Annotated in this window: 12 protein-coding genes; 7 read left to right on the top strand and 5 right to left on the bottom strand. The window is 61.9% G+C overall.

What is annotated here, in order from left to right:
• Nucleotides 1-23 precede the first annotated feature (23 nt).
• Together dauA and ACJ8J5_RS13125 are read right to left on the bottom strand one after the other, a co-directional pair.
• A complete protein-coding gene (dauA, locus tag ACJ8J5_RS13130) occupies nucleotides 24-1,712 on the bottom strand; it encodes a C4-dicarboxylic acid transporter DauA (RefSeq protein WP_197811065.1) in 1,689 nt (562 codons plus the stop codon).
• Between the two features lie 232 nt (nucleotides 1,713-1,944).
• A complete protein-coding gene (locus tag ACJ8J5_RS13125; protein WP_025302499.1) occupies nucleotides 1,945-2,430 on the bottom strand; it encodes a heme-degrading domain-containing protein in 486 nt (161 codons plus the stop codon).
• 198 nt (nucleotides 2,431-2,628) lie between these two features.
• On the opposite strand from ACJ8J5_RS13125, the gene ACJ8J5_RS13120 reads away from it, so the two are divergent.
• On the top strand, nucleotides 2,629-3,729 hold the full coding sequence (locus ACJ8J5_RS13120) for a GGDEF domain-containing protein (protein ID WP_043141520.1): 1,101 nt from the start codon (nucleotides 2,629-2,631) through the stop codon (nucleotides 3,727-3,729).
• A gap of 32 nt (nucleotides 3,730-3,761) precedes the next feature.
• Here ACJ8J5_RS13120 and mfd read toward each other — a convergent pair whose 3' ends face one another.
• Entirely contained in the window at nucleotides 3,762-7,235 is a 3,474-nt protein-coding gene (gene mfd, locus ACJ8J5_RS13115) for a transcription-repair coupling factor (RefSeq protein ID WP_060432901.1), read from the bottom strand.
• Between the two features lie 10 nt (nucleotides 7,236-7,245).
• Nucleotides 7,246-7,506 carry a hypothetical protein gene (locus ACJ8J5_RS13110; RefSeq protein WP_016928090.1) on the bottom strand — a complete coding sequence of 87 codons (261 nt, stop codon included), beginning with the start codon at nucleotides 7,504-7,506 and terminating at the stop codon, nucleotides 7,246-7,248.
• Between the two features lie 38 nt (nucleotides 7,507-7,544).
• Here ACJ8J5_RS13110 and lolC point away from each other — a divergent pair, with 38 nt between their 5' ends.
• The 5 genes from lolC (at nucleotide 7,545) to cobB (ending at nucleotide 12,590) form a co-directional block, all read left to right on the top strand.
• A complete protein-coding gene (lolC, locus tag ACJ8J5_RS13105) occupies nucleotides 7,545-8,747 on the top strand; it encodes a lipoprotein-releasing ABC transporter permease subunit LolC (RefSeq protein WP_004941116.1) in 1,203 nt (400 codons plus the stop codon).
• Nucleotides 8,740-9,444 (top strand): lipoprotein-releasing ABC transporter ATP-binding protein LolD, encoded by a 705-nt coding sequence (lolD, locus tag ACJ8J5_RS13100; RefSeq protein WP_004941120.1) that lies wholly within the window; start codon nucleotides 8,740-8,742, stop codon nucleotides 9,442-9,444. The genes lolC and lolD overlap by 8 nt, the downstream gene beginning before the upstream one ends.
• The gene (lolE, locus tag ACJ8J5_RS13095) at nucleotides 9,444-10,691 is read left to right on the top strand and encodes a lipoprotein-releasing ABC transporter permease subunit LolE (protein ID WP_025302503.1); all 1,248 of its coding nucleotides are present in this window, start codon (nucleotides 9,444-9,446) and stop codon (nucleotides 10,689-10,691) included. Before lolD ends, lolE begins: the two co-directional genes overlap by 1 nt.
• 53 nt (nucleotides 10,692-10,744) lie before the next feature.
• The gene (gene nagK, locus ACJ8J5_RS13090) at nucleotides 10,745-11,662 is read left to right on the top strand and encodes an N-acetylglucosamine kinase (protein ID WP_060432902.1); all 918 of its coding nucleotides are present in this window, start codon (nucleotides 10,745-10,747) and stop codon (nucleotides 11,660-11,662) included.
• A gap of 91 nt (nucleotides 11,663-11,753) precedes the next feature.
• Nucleotides 11,754-12,590, top strand: a complete 837-nt coding sequence (cobB, locus tag ACJ8J5_RS13085; RefSeq protein WP_016928086.1) for a Sir2 family NAD+-dependent deacetylase — start codon at nucleotides 11,754-11,756, stop codon at nucleotides 12,588-12,590.
• 48 nt (nucleotides 12,591-12,638) lie between these two features.
• On the opposite strand, the gene potD is transcribed toward cobB, so the two are convergent.
• Nucleotides 12,639-13,682, bottom strand: a complete 1,044-nt coding sequence (potD, locus tag ACJ8J5_RS13080) for a spermidine/putrescine ABC transporter substrate-binding protein PotD (RefSeq protein ID WP_049207158.1) — start codon at nucleotides 13,680-13,682, stop codon at nucleotides 12,639-12,641.
• 236 nt (nucleotides 13,683-13,918) lie between these two features.
• Here potD and ACJ8J5_RS13075 point away from each other — a divergent pair, with 236 nt between their 5' ends.
• On the top strand, nucleotides 13,919-14,629 hold the full coding sequence (locus ACJ8J5_RS13075; RefSeq protein WP_049295425.1) for a MurR/RpiR family transcriptional regulator: 711 nt from the start codon (nucleotides 13,919-13,921) through the stop codon (nucleotides 14,627-14,629).

The raw sequence follows: 14,629 nt of genomic DNA, 5'->3' as shown, positions 1-14,629 counted from the left end.
CGACTCGTCGGGCTTTTTTACGTTTAGGCGCCGGTGGCCGCCAGCGCTTCCGGCAGCGTCGGGTAGAACTGCAAGCGGCCCTCGATCGGCTGCACCCGCGCACGCGCCAGGGTTTTCAGCGGCTGGAACGGCACGTCGGTGATCACCAGTTTCTTGTCCGCCGGCAGCACGTCGATAAAGCGACGCAGGGCGCTCAGACCGCCGGCATCGAGCACCGGCACCGCATCCCATTGCAGCACGATCGTGCGGTAACCTTCGCTGCGCGCCAGCAGTTCGGTAAAGATGCGCTCGGCGGCGGCGAAGAACAGCGGGCCGTTCACCCGCAGCACCAGGCGGCCGTCGCCGGCACTCAGCTCGCTCAACCGCGTCATGCGGGCGATGCGGCGCATAAACAGCAGCGAAGCCAGCACGATGCCCACGGTAATGGCGATCACCATGTCGAACAGCACCGTCAGCGACATGCACAGCAGCAGCACCAGAATGTCGTCCTTCGGCGCCCGGCGCAGCAGGTAAACCACCTTGTGGGCCTCACTCATGTTCCAGGCGACCATCAACAGCAGCGCCGCCATCGCCGCCAGCGGCAGATAAGAGAGCCACGGCGCCAGCACCAGCAGCGCCAACAGCACCAGCAGCGCGTGGATGATGGCGGATACCGGTGAGGTGGCACCGGCGCGCACGTTGGCCGCTGAACGGGCAATTGCGGCGGTCGCGGTGATGCCGCCGAAGAACGGCGCGATGATGTTGCCCGCGCCTTGGCCGATCAATTCGCTGTTCGAGTTATGCTTCTTACCGGTCATGCCGTCGAGCACCACTGCGCACAGCAGCGACTCGATCGCGCCGAGCATTGCCATCGAAAATGCCGCCGGCAACAGGGCGGAAATGGTTTGCCAGCTCAGGGTGAACGGCTGCCCGCCGCCGCCCGGCAGATCCCAGGGCAGCAGCAGCTGCGGCAGGATCGGCGGAATGCCCTGGCCGCTGCTGCCATCGGCCAGCAGGTAGCTGAAGCGGGAACCGATGGTTGCCACCGGGTGGTCAAACAGCGTCAGCAGCCCCATCAGCGCGGTGCCCGCCAGCAGCGCCGGCAGGTGGCCCGGCACCCGCAGGCCGAGCTTGGGCCAGAAGATCAGGATCAGCAGCGTCACCGCGCCGATTAGGGTATCGCCGAAATCCAGCGTCGGCAGCGCCTGCAGCAGGGCGTACAGCTTGCCGACGTAATTTTCCGGCGTGTGCGCCAGCTGCAGCCCGAAGAAGTCCTTGATCTGCATGGTGGCGATGGTGATGGCGATGCCGGAGGTAAAGCCCAGCGTCACCGGCAGCGGAATGTACTCGATCAGCCGGCCAAGGCGCGCCAGCCCCATCAGCAGCAGAAATACCCCGGAGATCAGCGTGGCGACCAGCAGGCCGGCCAGGCCGAACTGCTGCGAGACCGGATAGAGGATCACCACGAAGGCGGCGGTGGGGCCGGAGACGCTGTAGCGCGAACCGCCGCTGACGGCGATGACGATGCCGGCGATGGCGGCGGTATACAGGCCGTACTGCGGCGGCACGCCGCTGGCGATCGCCAGCGCCATCGCCAGCGGAATGGCGATAATACCGACCGTCACCCCGGCGATGGCGTCTTTCAGCAACCGCGCCAGGCTATAAGGTTCCCGCCAGCAGGCATCTATCAGCGCGCTGAAGGGGCGAATTTTGTTTATTTCATGCGTTTTCATCTACGGTGCGTACCAAATCTTCAAAAGTGAAAGGAATGGCGGGCCCGATGAGGTCCGTCTTGTCACGTGACAGATACCATACGCCTTTTGTTCAGCGGATTACCAGACCTGCGTCAATTTGGCACAGGAAATCAGAGAGTCGTCGTTTTATCCGGCGCTAAATGCCGTTAAGAGGTAAGTAAGCCGCAGATTCTGCGGCTGAAAAAGAAAGGAATCATCAAGGTTTTGGCGGTTAGTGCAGAGCGGGTAGGGATAAGCCGAGAAAGTGGGCTAAAGTGCTTACCAACAGCTGGTGATCTTCCTTCTGCGGCGCGCCGGAAATGCTGATGCTGCCGACGCAGCCGAGGCCGGTCAGGGTGAGCGGGAAGGCGCCGCCGTGCACCGAATAGTCGCGCACGCTCAGCCCGTAACGCTCCTCCAGCGACGTTTGCCGCTGCTGCAGACGCAGGCCGATGGCGTAAGAACTTTTGTGAAAATGGTTCACCAGATTGCGCTTGCGCCGCACCCAGTCGGCGATGTCCGGCGTGGCGCCCGGCATGGCGTAATAAAACAGCGTCTGCCCGGCCAGTTGGATTTCGATGGCGATGCTCAGGCCGCGTCGCTCGGCGGCGGTTTTCAGCGCCGCGCCCAGCTCCCAGGCGGTGGTGGCGTCAAAATGGGTAAAGGCCAGCGTCGCTTCCTGTTCGCTGAGCGCCTGCAGTTCATCGTCGATATTCATGCGTTTCTCCCCCGATATACAAAGGACAGAGTAGCCTGAAGCGAGCATCGTGAGATAGACGGCTTGGCGATAAGATAGAACTGCTACTCTATTAATAGACTGTGTAAAATGGCCGCCGCCGAAGCGGAGACGACAGGGATGCGTTATTCAACGTCTTTACATTACCCCTGGCGATCCCGAGGAGCGCGCTGACTATTTATGACTTACATTGCGTCCATTTCCACCCTTTACAGCGACGCTTGCATCACCTATGCCACGCTGTCGGTAAGCTATTTCGTTCTCAGCAAGAATGCCCCGTTTTCCTACCGTTCCGCACTGTGGAAGCGCGTCGTGTTCGGCCTGCTGGCCGGGGTGGCGGTGCTGTATTTGAGTCAGGATCGGCTGGTGTTGACCGATAAGGTACATTACAGCTTTGCGATGATCCCGATGATACTGGTGACGTTCTTCGGCGGCGGCGTCAGCGGACTGGTGAGTTTTCTGTTCGCCATGGCGCTGACCGGCGGTTTCACCGTCGATAACCTGTTCATCGCCTCGATCATCGCGCCGCTGCTGCTGTCGCAGGTGTGGCTGAAAAAATCCCACCGGACGTTTTACCTGACGATCGGCATTATCGCGCTGTATCGCATCGCGGTGGTGTGGCTGCTGGTGGACATGAGCGGGCTGTGGCCGGATGTGTTGCTGTACCAGGCGGTCTCCGCGCTCTGTCTGGCGATTTGCTATCATGCGCTGAATTTCAAAGAGCGCCACATCTACGCCTATTTCGCGATGCGTGCGCGTGCCACGACCGACAGTGTGACCCACATCAACAACCGCGCCAGCGTCGATTATCAGCTGATGCTGCAGCGTGCCGAGCGTCGCCCGTGCGGGTTGATGATCCTCGATTTGGATAACTTTAAAAGCATCAACGATACCTACGGTCATCCGGCCGGTGACGTGCTGCTGGCCAGCGTCGGTCGGCTGCTGCAAAACAGCGTGCGTAACGAGGACTTCGTCGGGCGCTACGGTGGCGAGGAGTTTATGGTGATCACCGCCAGCTACGATCCGCAGGTCATCGGTGGGGTAGCCGAACGTATTCGCAGCGCGGTGGAAAGCTCGACGTTCTTGCTGAATGCACACGACGAAGCGCACATCACGATGTCCATCGGCGTGTCGCTGTATCTGCCCGGCATGACGTTGGACAAGGCGATCGCCATGACCGACGAAGCGTTGTACGAGGCGAAGCGCAGCGGCAAAAACCGGGTGGTGACCAGCCGCGTGATGCAGCTGGCGCCGCTGGGCGCCGGTTTTCCGCGCGGATAAGCCGCCCCCGTCGTAGCGACGGGGGCGTTGCCTTAGGCCGCCAGCGTGTGTTCGCGGAAGGCGTTCAGCAGCTCTTCGGTGAACGTCAGGCGTTTCTGGCGATCGGCCAGATCGAGCGTGAACTTCAGCTTACTCGGGCCGTCCAGGCGGTAAACCTGCGGATTGCCCTGCAACAGGCCGATCAGATAACCCGGGTCAACGCGGTTGTTGTCGCCGAACTCGATAAAGCCGCCGCGCTCGTTGCTCTCGATGCGTTTGATCCCCAGCCTCTGCGCATGCAGGCGCAGCGCCGCGCATTGCAACAGGTTGCGCGCCGCATCCGGCAGCTGGCCGAAGCGGTCGATCAGTTCGACCTTCAACTCGTCAAGCTCACCGTCGTTCTTCGCGCTGGCGATACGCTTATACAGTGACAGACGGGTATTGACGTCGGGAATGAAGTCTTCCGGCAGCAGCGTCGGCATGCGCAGTTCTACCTCGGTCTGGCTGCTGGTGAGATCTTCCAACGATGGTTCGCGACCGTTTTTCAACGCGTCGACGGCGCTTTCCAGCAGTTCCATATAGAGCGAGAAACCGACGGTGGTCATTTGGCCGCTCTGGTCTTCACCCAGCAGTTCACCGGCGCCGCGGATCTCCAGATCGTGGGTTGCCAGCGCGAACCCGGCGCCGAGATCTTCCAGAGACGCGATGGCCTCGAGCCGTTTATGGGCGTCGGTGCCCATGGCTTTCGGGTTTGGCGTCAGCAGATAGGCGTAAGCCTGGTGGTGCGAACGCCCGACGCGGCCGCGCAATTGATGCAGCTGCGCCAGGCCGAAGCGATCGGCCCGCTCGATGATGATGGTGTTGGCGCTGGGGATATCGATGCCGGTTTCGATGATGGTGGTGCACACCAGCACGTTGAAGCGCTGGTGGTGGAAATCGTTCATCACCCGCTCCAGATCGCGTTCACGCATCTGGCCGTGGCCGATGGCGATGCGCGCTTCAGGCACCAGCTCAGCCAGGCGCTGCGCCGCTTTCTCGATGTTTTCCACGTCGTTGTAAAGGTAGTAAACCTGGCCGCCGCGCAGCACTTCGCGCAGGATCGCCTCGCGCACCACCAGGCTGTCGTATTCGCGCACGAAGGTCTTCACCGCCAAGCGGCGCGCCGGCGGAGTGGCGATGATCGACAGATCGCGCATGCCGCTCATCGCCATGTTCAGCGTCCGCGGGATTGGCGTGGCGGTCAGCGTCAGGATATCGACATCGGCGCGCATCGCCTTGATGCGCTCCTTGTGGCGCACGCCAAAGCGGTGCTCTTCATCGACGATCAGCAGCCCCAAATCCTTCCAGCGCAGATCGCTCTGCAGCAGTTTGTGGGTGCCGATGATGATGTCCACTTTGCCTTCGGCCGCGTCGTCCAGCACCTGTTGCTGCTCTTTGGCGCTGCGGAAGCGCGACATCATCTCGATGCGGATCGGCCAGGTGGCGAAGCGATCGCGGAAGTTGTCGAAGTGCTGCTGCGCCAGCAGCGTCGTCGGCACCAGCACCGCCACCTGCTTGCCGTTTTCCACCGCCAGGAAGGCGGCGCGCATCGCCACTTCGGTTTTGCCGAAGCCGACGTCGCCGCACACCAGGCGGTCCATCGCCAGCGGCTGGCACATGTCGCTCAGCACCGCGTTGATCGCCTGTTCCTGATCCGGCGTGGTTTCGAACGGGAAGCTCTGGCAGAACAGCTGGTACTGCTCGCGGTTGTGTTTGAAGGCGAAACCGGCCTTGGCGGCGCGCTGGGCGTAAATATCCAGCAGCTCGGCCGCCACGTCGCGCACCCGCTCGGCGGCTTTCTGCCGCGCGCGCGTCCAGGCGTCGCCGCCCAGTTTGTGCAGCGGGGCGTTTTCGTCCGCGCCGCCGGCGTAGCGGCTGATCAGATGCAGCGATGACACCGGCACGTACAGCTTGTCCTCACCGGCGTAGGAGAGGATCAGGTACTCGGCCTTGATGCCGCCGGCCTCCAGCGTGGTCAGGCCGACATAGCGGCCGACACCGTGTTCCAGGTGCACCACCGGCTGGCCGGGATGCAGCTCCGCCAGGTTGCGGATCAGGGTATCGGTGTTGATGGTGCGCCGGTTGTCCTGCCGGCGGCGGCTGACGCGCTCGCCGAGCAGATCGCTTTCGCAGATCAGCGCCCGCCGGCGCAGGCCGTCGAGGAAGCCGTGTTCGGCGGCGCCGACCATCATGTAACGGCCCGCCGTTTCCGCCTGATCGAGGCGCTGAATCAGCGCCGGCGCCAGCTTGATGCGGCCGAGCAGATCCTGCAGCGTTTCACGCCGCCCCTCGCTCTCGACGGAGAAAATCACGCTGCCGTCGAAGCCTTCGATAAAGCGCCGCAGATTATCCAGCGGGGATTTATGCTGCGCCTGCACCGCCAGATCGGGCAGGGTATGGTAGTCCAGATTGGTATTGCCGGCCTTGGCCGGCAGCTCATCGGTTTTCAGCGCGATGCGCGGCCAGGCCTTCAGCTCGCCGAACAGTGCGTCGACGCGCAGCCACAGCGTATCCGGCGCCAGCAGCGGGCGCATCGGATCGACGCGGCGGCTTTCGTAACGCTGGTTGACGTCCTGCCAGAAGCGCTCGGCGGCGCCCTCCAGATCGCCGGTGTTGACGATCAGCGTATTGCCTGGCAGGTAGCTGAACAGCGACGGCAGCGGCTGGCTGAAGAACAGCGGCTGCCAGTATTCGATACCGGCGGGCCAGGCGCTTTTGCTGACCTGCTGATAGATGTGTTCGGCGTCGCGACGCACCTCAAACTGCTCGCGCCACTGGCTACGGAACAGCTCGATGGCGTTCTTGTCGGTGGGGAACTCGTGGGCCGGCAACAGATTGATGGCCTCGACTTCGCTCAGCGTACGCTGGGTATCGACGTCGAAGATACGCAGACTGTCGATTTCGTCATCGAAAAAGTCGATGCGGTAAGGCTCATCGCTGCCCATCGGGTAAAGATCGAGCAGCGCGCCGCGGGTGGCGAATTCGCCGTGCTCCATCACCTGATCGACGCTGCGGTAGCCGGCCTGTTCCAACTGCGCGCGCAGCTTGTCGCGCGACAGGCGCTGGCCTTTCTTCATCACCAGCGCGTAGCCGTGCAGGAATTCGTGCGGGCAGACGCGCTGCATCAGGGTGTTGACCGGCAGAATGATCACGCCGCGCGCCATGGTCGGCAGGTGATACAGGCTCGACAAACGATCTGAGATGATTTCCTGGTGCGGCGAGAAGCTGTCGTACGGCAGGGTTTCCCAGTCGGACAGCGTGGTCACCATCTGGTCAGTGAACTGCTGGATCTCGTCGCGCAGCCGCAGGGCGTTTTGCATATCCGGCGCGATCAGCATCACCGGGCCAGGGTGGCGTTCTACGATCTCGGCGCATTCCACGGCACAGGCCGCGCCGGTCAGTTGCCCCAGTTGGCGCAGATCGCCCGCGCGATCGGGCAGAGAATAACGAGGGGATGAAGAACGGTTACGGCTATCGGAAGTGCTCATTCAGGTATCTTTAATCAATGTGTTGGATGGCGTCCCGGCACGGATAACCCAGCGCCTTTATGCTGTTTATAGTAGCCCAGCGGCCGGCAAACTGACACAGCAAAAAGCGCTGCTCATCAATTTTCTGCCGGTTATTTAACCGGTTAATGCCGTCTGTTTTTTGCGGCTGAGGATAAATAACGCGCGAAGCTGCCGCCGTCTCCCTCTTCGCCGCCACGCAATAAAAGGCCGTCGGGTGTTCCCTAAACGAGGGAGAGCCTTTATTATCCATGATCACTTTGCTTAAGCCACGGCTATCAAACGGATTTCATGTATCAACCTGTCGCGTTATTCATTGGCCTGCGCTACATGCGCGGGCGAGCCTCAGACCGCTTCGGGCGGTTTGTTTCCTGGCTTTCCACCATCGGCATTACGCTGGGGGTGATGGCGTTGGTCACCGTGCTGTCGGTGATGAACGGTTTCGAAAAGGATCTGGAGAACAACATCCTCGGCCTGATGCCGCAGGCGTTGGTCACCAGTCCACAGGGATCGGTCAACCCGCAGCAGCTGCCGGCCTCCGAGGTGCAGAAGCTGCAGGGCGTCACGCGCGTTGCGCCGCTGACCACCGGTGACGTGGTGCTGCAAAGCGCCCGCAGCGTGGCGGTTGGGGTGATGCTTGGCGTCAATCCCGACGAGGCCGATCCGCTAACCCCCTATCTGGTCAACGTCAAGCAGCAACAGCTGCAGCCGGGCCAATACAACATCATCATCGGCGAACAGCTGGCGGGGCAACTGGGCGTCAAGCGCGGCGATTCGCTGCGCGTGATGGTGCCGAGCGCCAGCCAGTTCACACCGATGGGCCGCATCCCCAGCCAGCGCCTGTTCACCCTCATCGGCACCTTCCATGCCAATAGCGAGGTGGACGGCTATCAGCTGTTGGTCAACCAACAGGATGCCTCGCGCCTGATGCGTTACCCGGCCGGCAACATCACCGGCTGGCGCCTGTTCCTGCAACAGCCGCTGACGGTCGATACCCTCAGCCAACAGGCGCTGCCGGCGGGCACCGTCTGGAAAGACTGGCGCGATCGCAAGGGCGAGCTGTTCCAGGCGGTGCGCATGGAGAAGAACATGATGGGGCTGCTGCTCAGCCTTATCGTGGCGGTGGCGGCGTTTAACATCATTACGTCGCTCGGCCTGCTGGTGATGGAGAAGCAGGGCGAGGTTGCCATTCTGCAGACCCAGGGGCTGACCCGCCGCCAGATCATGTCGGTATTCATGGTGCAGGGCGCCAGCGCCGGCATCATCGGTTCGCTGCTCGGCACGCTGCTCGGCGTGCTGCTGGCCACCAACCTGAATAACCTGATGCCGATCCTCGGCGCCTTGATCGACGGCGCTTCGCTGCCGGTGGCGGTCGATCCGCTGCAGGTGACGATCATCGCCGTGGTGGCGATGGCGGTTTCCCTATTGTCCACGCTTTATCCTTCATGGCGCGCTGCCGCCGTACAACCCGCTGAGGCTTTACGTTATGAGTAACCATCTTTTGTTGCAGTGTGACAACCTGTGCAAGACCTATCAGGAAGGCAACCTGCACACCGACGTGCTGCGCAACGTCAGCTTTGCTATGCAGCAGGGCGAAATGATGGCGATCGTCGGCAGCTCGGGTTCCGGCAAGAGCACCCTGTTGCACCTGCTGGGCGGGTTGGACTCACCGACCTCCGGCGAGGTGATTTTCAAGGGCGAATCGCTGAACGCCATGTCTTCGGCGGCCAAGGCTGAGCTGCGCAACCGCCAGTTGGGCTTCATCTATCAGTTCCACCACCTGTTGCCGGACTTCACCGCGCTGGAAAACGCCGCCATGCCGCTGCTGATCGGCGGCGCCAAACCGGCGCAGGCGCAGGAGAAAGCGCGGGAGATGCTGGCGGCGGTCGGGCTGGAAAAGCGCAGCAAACACCGTCCGTCCGAGCTTTCCGGCGGCGAGCGTCAGCGCGTAGCGATCGCCCGCGCGCTGGTCAACAACCCGGCGCTGGTGCTGGCGGACGAACCGACCGGTAACCTGGATAAACGCACCGCGGACAGCATCTTCGATCTGCTGGGCGAGCTGAATGTGCGTCAGGGCACCGCGTTCCTGGTGGTGACGCACGATCTGCAACTGGCCAAGCGTCTGAGCCGCCAGCTGGAAATGGCCGACGGCCACCTGCAGGCGCAGCTGACCCTGATGGGGGCCGAGTAATGGCGGGAGCCTCACTGTCCTTCCTGACGGCCCTGCGTTTCAGCCGCGGCCGTAAACGCGGCGGCATGGTGTCGCTGATCTCGGTTATCTCCACCATCGGCATTGCGTTGGGGGTGGCGGTGCTGATCGTCGGCCTGAGCGCGATGAACGGCTTTGAGCGCGAGCTGAAGAACCGCATTCTGGCGGTGGTGCCGCATGGCGAACTCGAACCGGTCAATCAGCCGTTCAGCGGCTGGCCGTCGATTCTGCAACGGGTGGAAAAGGTGCCGGGCATTGTGGCCGCCGCACCGTACATCAACTTTACCGGCCTGATGGAAAACGGCGCGCAGCTGCGCGCGGTGGAAGTCAAAGGCGTTGATCCGCAGCAGGAGAGCCGGCTGAGCGCGCTGCCGCAGTATGTGCAGGGCGACGCCTGGGCCAACTTCAAGCCCGGCGAGCAGCAGGTGATCCTCGGCAAGGGCGTGGCCGACGCGCTGGGCGTCAAGCAGGGCGCCTATGTCACGGTGATGATCCCCAACAGCGACCCGGAAATGAAGCTGCTGCAGCCGAAGCGCATTCGCCTGCATGTGACCGGCATTTTGCAGCTCAGCGGCCAGCTCGATCACAGCCTGGCGCTGGTGCCGCTGGCCGATGCGCAGCAGTATCTCGACATGGGTGACAGCGTCACGGGCATCGCCCTCAAGATGAACGACGTGTTCGCCGCCAACAAACTGGTGCGCGACGCCGGCGAAGTGACCAATTCTTATATCTACATCAAAAGCTGGATCGGCAAGTACGGCTATATGTATCGCGACATCCAGATGATCCGCGCCATCATGTACCTGGCGATGGTGCTGGTGATCGGCGTAGCCTGCTTCAACATTGTCTCCACGCTGGTGATGGCGGTGAAAGACAAAAGCGCCGATATCGCGGTGCTGCGCACCCTGGGCGCCAAAGACGGTTTTATCCGCGCCATCTTCATCTGGTACGGGCTGCTGGCCGGGCTGCTGGGCAGCCTGAGCGGCGTGGTGATCGGGGTGATCGCCTCGCTGCAGCTGACCAACATCATCCGGGGCATCGAGAAACTGGTCGGCCATTCCTTCCTGTCGGGCGATATCTACTTCATCGACTTCCTGCCTTCCGAGCTGCACTGGCTGGATGTGCTGATCGTGCTGGCGACCGCCATCGTGCTGAGCCTGCTGGCCAGTTGGTATCCGGCGAGGCGCGCCAGCCGCATCGATCCGGCGCGGGTGCTGAGCGGACAATAAAACCCACGGGGAGGCAGCGATGCCGCCCCGTTTTTTTAGCCTGGGAATGGGTTATGTACTACGGTTTCGATATGGGCGGCACCAAGATTGAGCTGGGAGTGTTCGACGACAACCTGCGGCGCATTTGGCAAAAGCGGGTGCCGACGCCGCGCGACGATTATCGGCAACTGCTGGCCACGCTGTGCGATCTGACCCTGGAGGCGGATGCGTTTTGCGGCCGGCGCGGCAGCGTCGGCATCGGTATTCCGGGCCTGCCCAACGACGATGACGGCACGCTGTTTACCGCCAACGTGCCGGCGGCGATGGGGCGTCCGCTGCCGCGCGATCTGGCGGCGCTGATCGGGCGCGAGGTGCGGGTCGATAACGACGCCAACTGCTTTGCGCTGTCGGAAGCCTGGGACGACGAGTTCCGCCGCTACCCGACGGTGCTGGGCATCATCCTCGGCACCGGCGTAGGCGGCGGCCTGATCGTCGACGGCAAGACGGTGCCTGGGCGCAACTATATCGCCGGCGAGTTCGGCCATTTGCGCCTGCCGGTGGACGCGCTCGAGGTGCTGGGGCGTGATGTGCCTCGCGTTGCCTGCGGGTGCGGCCATCAGGGTTGCATCGAAAATTACATATCGGGCCGCGGTTTCGAATGGATGTACGCCCATTTCTATGGCCGGCGCTTGCCTGCCACCGAGATCATTGCGCATTATCAGGCGGGTGAGCCGCAGGCGGTGGCCCACGTCGACCGCTTTATGGACGTGCTGGCGATCTGCCTGGGCAACCTGCTGACGGTGCTGGATCCGCATCTGGTGGTGATCGGCGGCGGGTTGTCGAACTTCGACGCCATTTATCAGGCGTTGCCGCAGCGGCTGCCGGCTCACCTGCTGCGGGTGGCCCGGCTACCGCGCATCGAGAAAGCGCGCTATGGCGACGCCGGCGGCGTGCGCGGCGCAGCGTTTCTCAATTTGGCTCGCCCAAAGTAATGGGCGTTGCGGCCAGGCGTGAATATATGCAGCCAACAACGCCGCAACGTCCAGTAAGAAGGGTAAACAGGGAAAAGTAAGGAGAGAGTTAATGCACACTCGCCATCGGCTGTGTCAGTTTCGCAAGAGTAAGCATGTGCTGCATCAGCGCTTTCGTTCACGTATTTTTCACCGTGACACCATGGCGGCGGCAGAGCTGAAAAAGCCGTTTGTGGTGGTGTTGACCGGGGCCGGCATTTCGGCCGAGTCGGGCATTCGCACCTTCCGCGCCGCGGATGGGCTGTGGGAAGAGCACCGGGTGGAGGACGTCGCCACGCCGGAAGGTTTCCAGCGCGATCCGGCGCTGGTGCAGGCGTTTTACAACGAACGCCGCCGTCAGCTGCAGACGGAGGAGATCGTCCCGAACGCCGCGCACCGCGCGCTGGCGGATCTGGAAGAGTGGCTGGGAGACAACTTCCTGCTGGTCACGCAAAACATCGATAACCTGCATGAACGCGCCGGCAGCAAGCGGGTGCTGCACATGCACGGCGAATTGCTGAAGGTGCGCTGCACCCAGTCGGGGCAGGTGTTCGAATGGCCCGGCGATCTCAGCGTCGACGATCGTTGCCACTGCTGCCAGTTCCCGGCGCCGCTGCGGCCGCACGTGGTGTGGTTCGGTGAGATGCCGCTGGGCATGGACGACATCTATCAGGCGTTGAGCAAGGCCGATTTCTTCGTCGCCATCGGCACCTCAGGCCACGTCTATCCGGCGGCCGGCTTCGTGCATGAGGCGCGGCTGGGCGGCGCCTATGCGATGGAGCTGAACCTGGAGCCGAGTCAGGTGGAAAGCCAGTTCGACGAGAAACACTACGGTCTGGCCAGTGAAGTGGTGCCGCGTTTTGTGCACAAATTCCTGGTGGGCAAGGTGGCGCGGGCCGACAGGCCCTGAGAAAGGCATCAGGGCGCACTGCGCGCCCTGATGTGATGGCGGGGCGTATTAGCGCCCGGCTTTCAACTTTTGGAAGTAGCTTTCGTACAGCGTGCTGGCGTCGCCGACGTCGTTTTGCCACTCGCCGTGCTCAATCACCGTCTTATCCGGGTAGAGAGACGGATCGTTGGCGATCTCCGGCGACAGCAGCTTCTTCGCCGCCAGGTTCGGCGTCGGGTAACCGATGGTCTCCGCCACCTGCACCGCGATTTCCGGCCGCAGCAGGAAGTCGATCAGCTTCAGCGCCCCTTCGACGTTGCGCGCGTTGGCCGGAATGGCCAGGCTGTCCATCCAGAAGATCCCGCCTTCCTTCGGCCAGACGATCTCCAGCGGCGTGCCGGCCTGGCGCGCCACAAAGGCCGAACCGTTCCACACCATGCCGACGTTGACTTCCCCTTCCATAAACGGGTTGCCCGGGTTGTCGGAGTTGAAGGCCAGCACGTTTGGCATCAATTTTTGCAGTTCGTGGTAGGCGGCTTCGATCTCTTTCGGGTCGGTGGTGTTGCCGGAATAGCCCAGCTTGAGCAGCGCCATTTGGAACACTTCGCGTGCGTCGTCAGTCAACAGCAGGCGGCCCTTGTACTGCGGTTGCCACAGATCGGCCCAGGCGGTAACGGTAGAGGGATCTTGCGCGTCGCTGTTAACGCCGATGGCAGTAGCGCCCCAGATGTAAGGAATGGAATAGTCGTTGTTGGGATCGAACGGCTTGTTCAGCAGGGTGGGATCGAGATCCTTGAAGTGGCTGAGCTTGCTCTTGTCGATTTTTTGCAGCATGCCTTCCTTGCTCATCTTGGCGATGAAGTAAGTGGAAGGCACCACCAGATCGTACGCGCCGTCTTTGTAGGTTTTCAGCTTGGCGTACATGCTTTCGTTGGATTCATAGGTGGAATAGATCACCTTGATGCCGGTTTCCTTGGTGAACTGCTCCAGCAGCCCCGGCGGGACGTATTCAGTCCAGTTATAGAAGTACAGTGTCTTGCCGTCAGAGGCGTTTGCAGAGCAGAAACTCAGCGCCATCATCCCGGCTGCGAGCAGATGTGACCACTTTTTCATGCAGCGTATCCTTCAGCAGTAGTGAGCCGAACCCGTATGGGCTGCCGTTTTCGGCCGCGCCATACCCCAGAAAGGGGCCATTATAGGGGCCGGGGCGGGGTGGGTAAAGGCGGTTATCCCGTTGGCAAATCAAGGGGTTCGGCGGCTTAAAGCGCATCACAATTTGTGTGTCTCGCGCTGGACAGGCGGTGAAGCGCGTGCGAAACAATAATTTTGGCGAATAAACGAGGGCGGCGATGAATTTCAAACAGGTCTTCAGCCAGGCGGAGCTCAGCAAGACGGATCTGACGATTTTGCACTGCATTCTCGACAACCCGGACGCCTGCATCGACGACGGCATCCGCGCGGTGTCCGCACGCTGCTACAGTTCCCCCTCGACGCTGGTGCGGCTGGCTAAAAAGCTGGGCTTTCGCGGCTATCTCGAACTGGTCTATTTCATCAAGTTCAACCTGACGATGGCGCCGGCCTACCAGGCGGCACGCCCTACGTCGGCGGCACCGCCGGCCCAGCAGGCGCAGTTTCTCGATCTGCTCGACAGCGGCAAGATCCTGATCCACGGCAGCGGTTTTTCACAGCTGGTGGCGCAGTATATGTACAACAAGTTTATGACGCTGGGCGTAGACAGTTACCTGTCGCTGTGGCCGGATTTCGACATTCTTGACCGCGAGACGCGCTTTCGCTTCGACATGGTGATCGTGATTTCAAAGTCGGGCAACAGCGGCTCGGCGCTGAGCTGGAGCGAAGCGGTGAAGCGTAATCACATTCTGCTGGCGGCCTTCTGCGGCGACGGCGACAGCCCGCTGGCGCAGCAGGCCGATATGACCTTTCTGTTTGAGGATCGGCAAAAATACGATCACGATATCTACTATCCCAACCCATTTTTCGGCCACTGTCTGTTGGGATTCGAGAATGTGATCACCGCCTGGTTTGAACGACGCGGCCGCTGA

The organism is Serratia sp. CY43202 (assembly GCF_052168755.1).
Classification (GTDB): domain Bacteria; phylum Pseudomonadota; class Gammaproteobacteria; order Enterobacterales; family Enterobacteriaceae; genus Serratia; species Serratia bockelmannii.
Note: the sequence above shows the minus strand (reverse complement) of the source record. Positions and strands in the feature narration are given on the sequence as shown.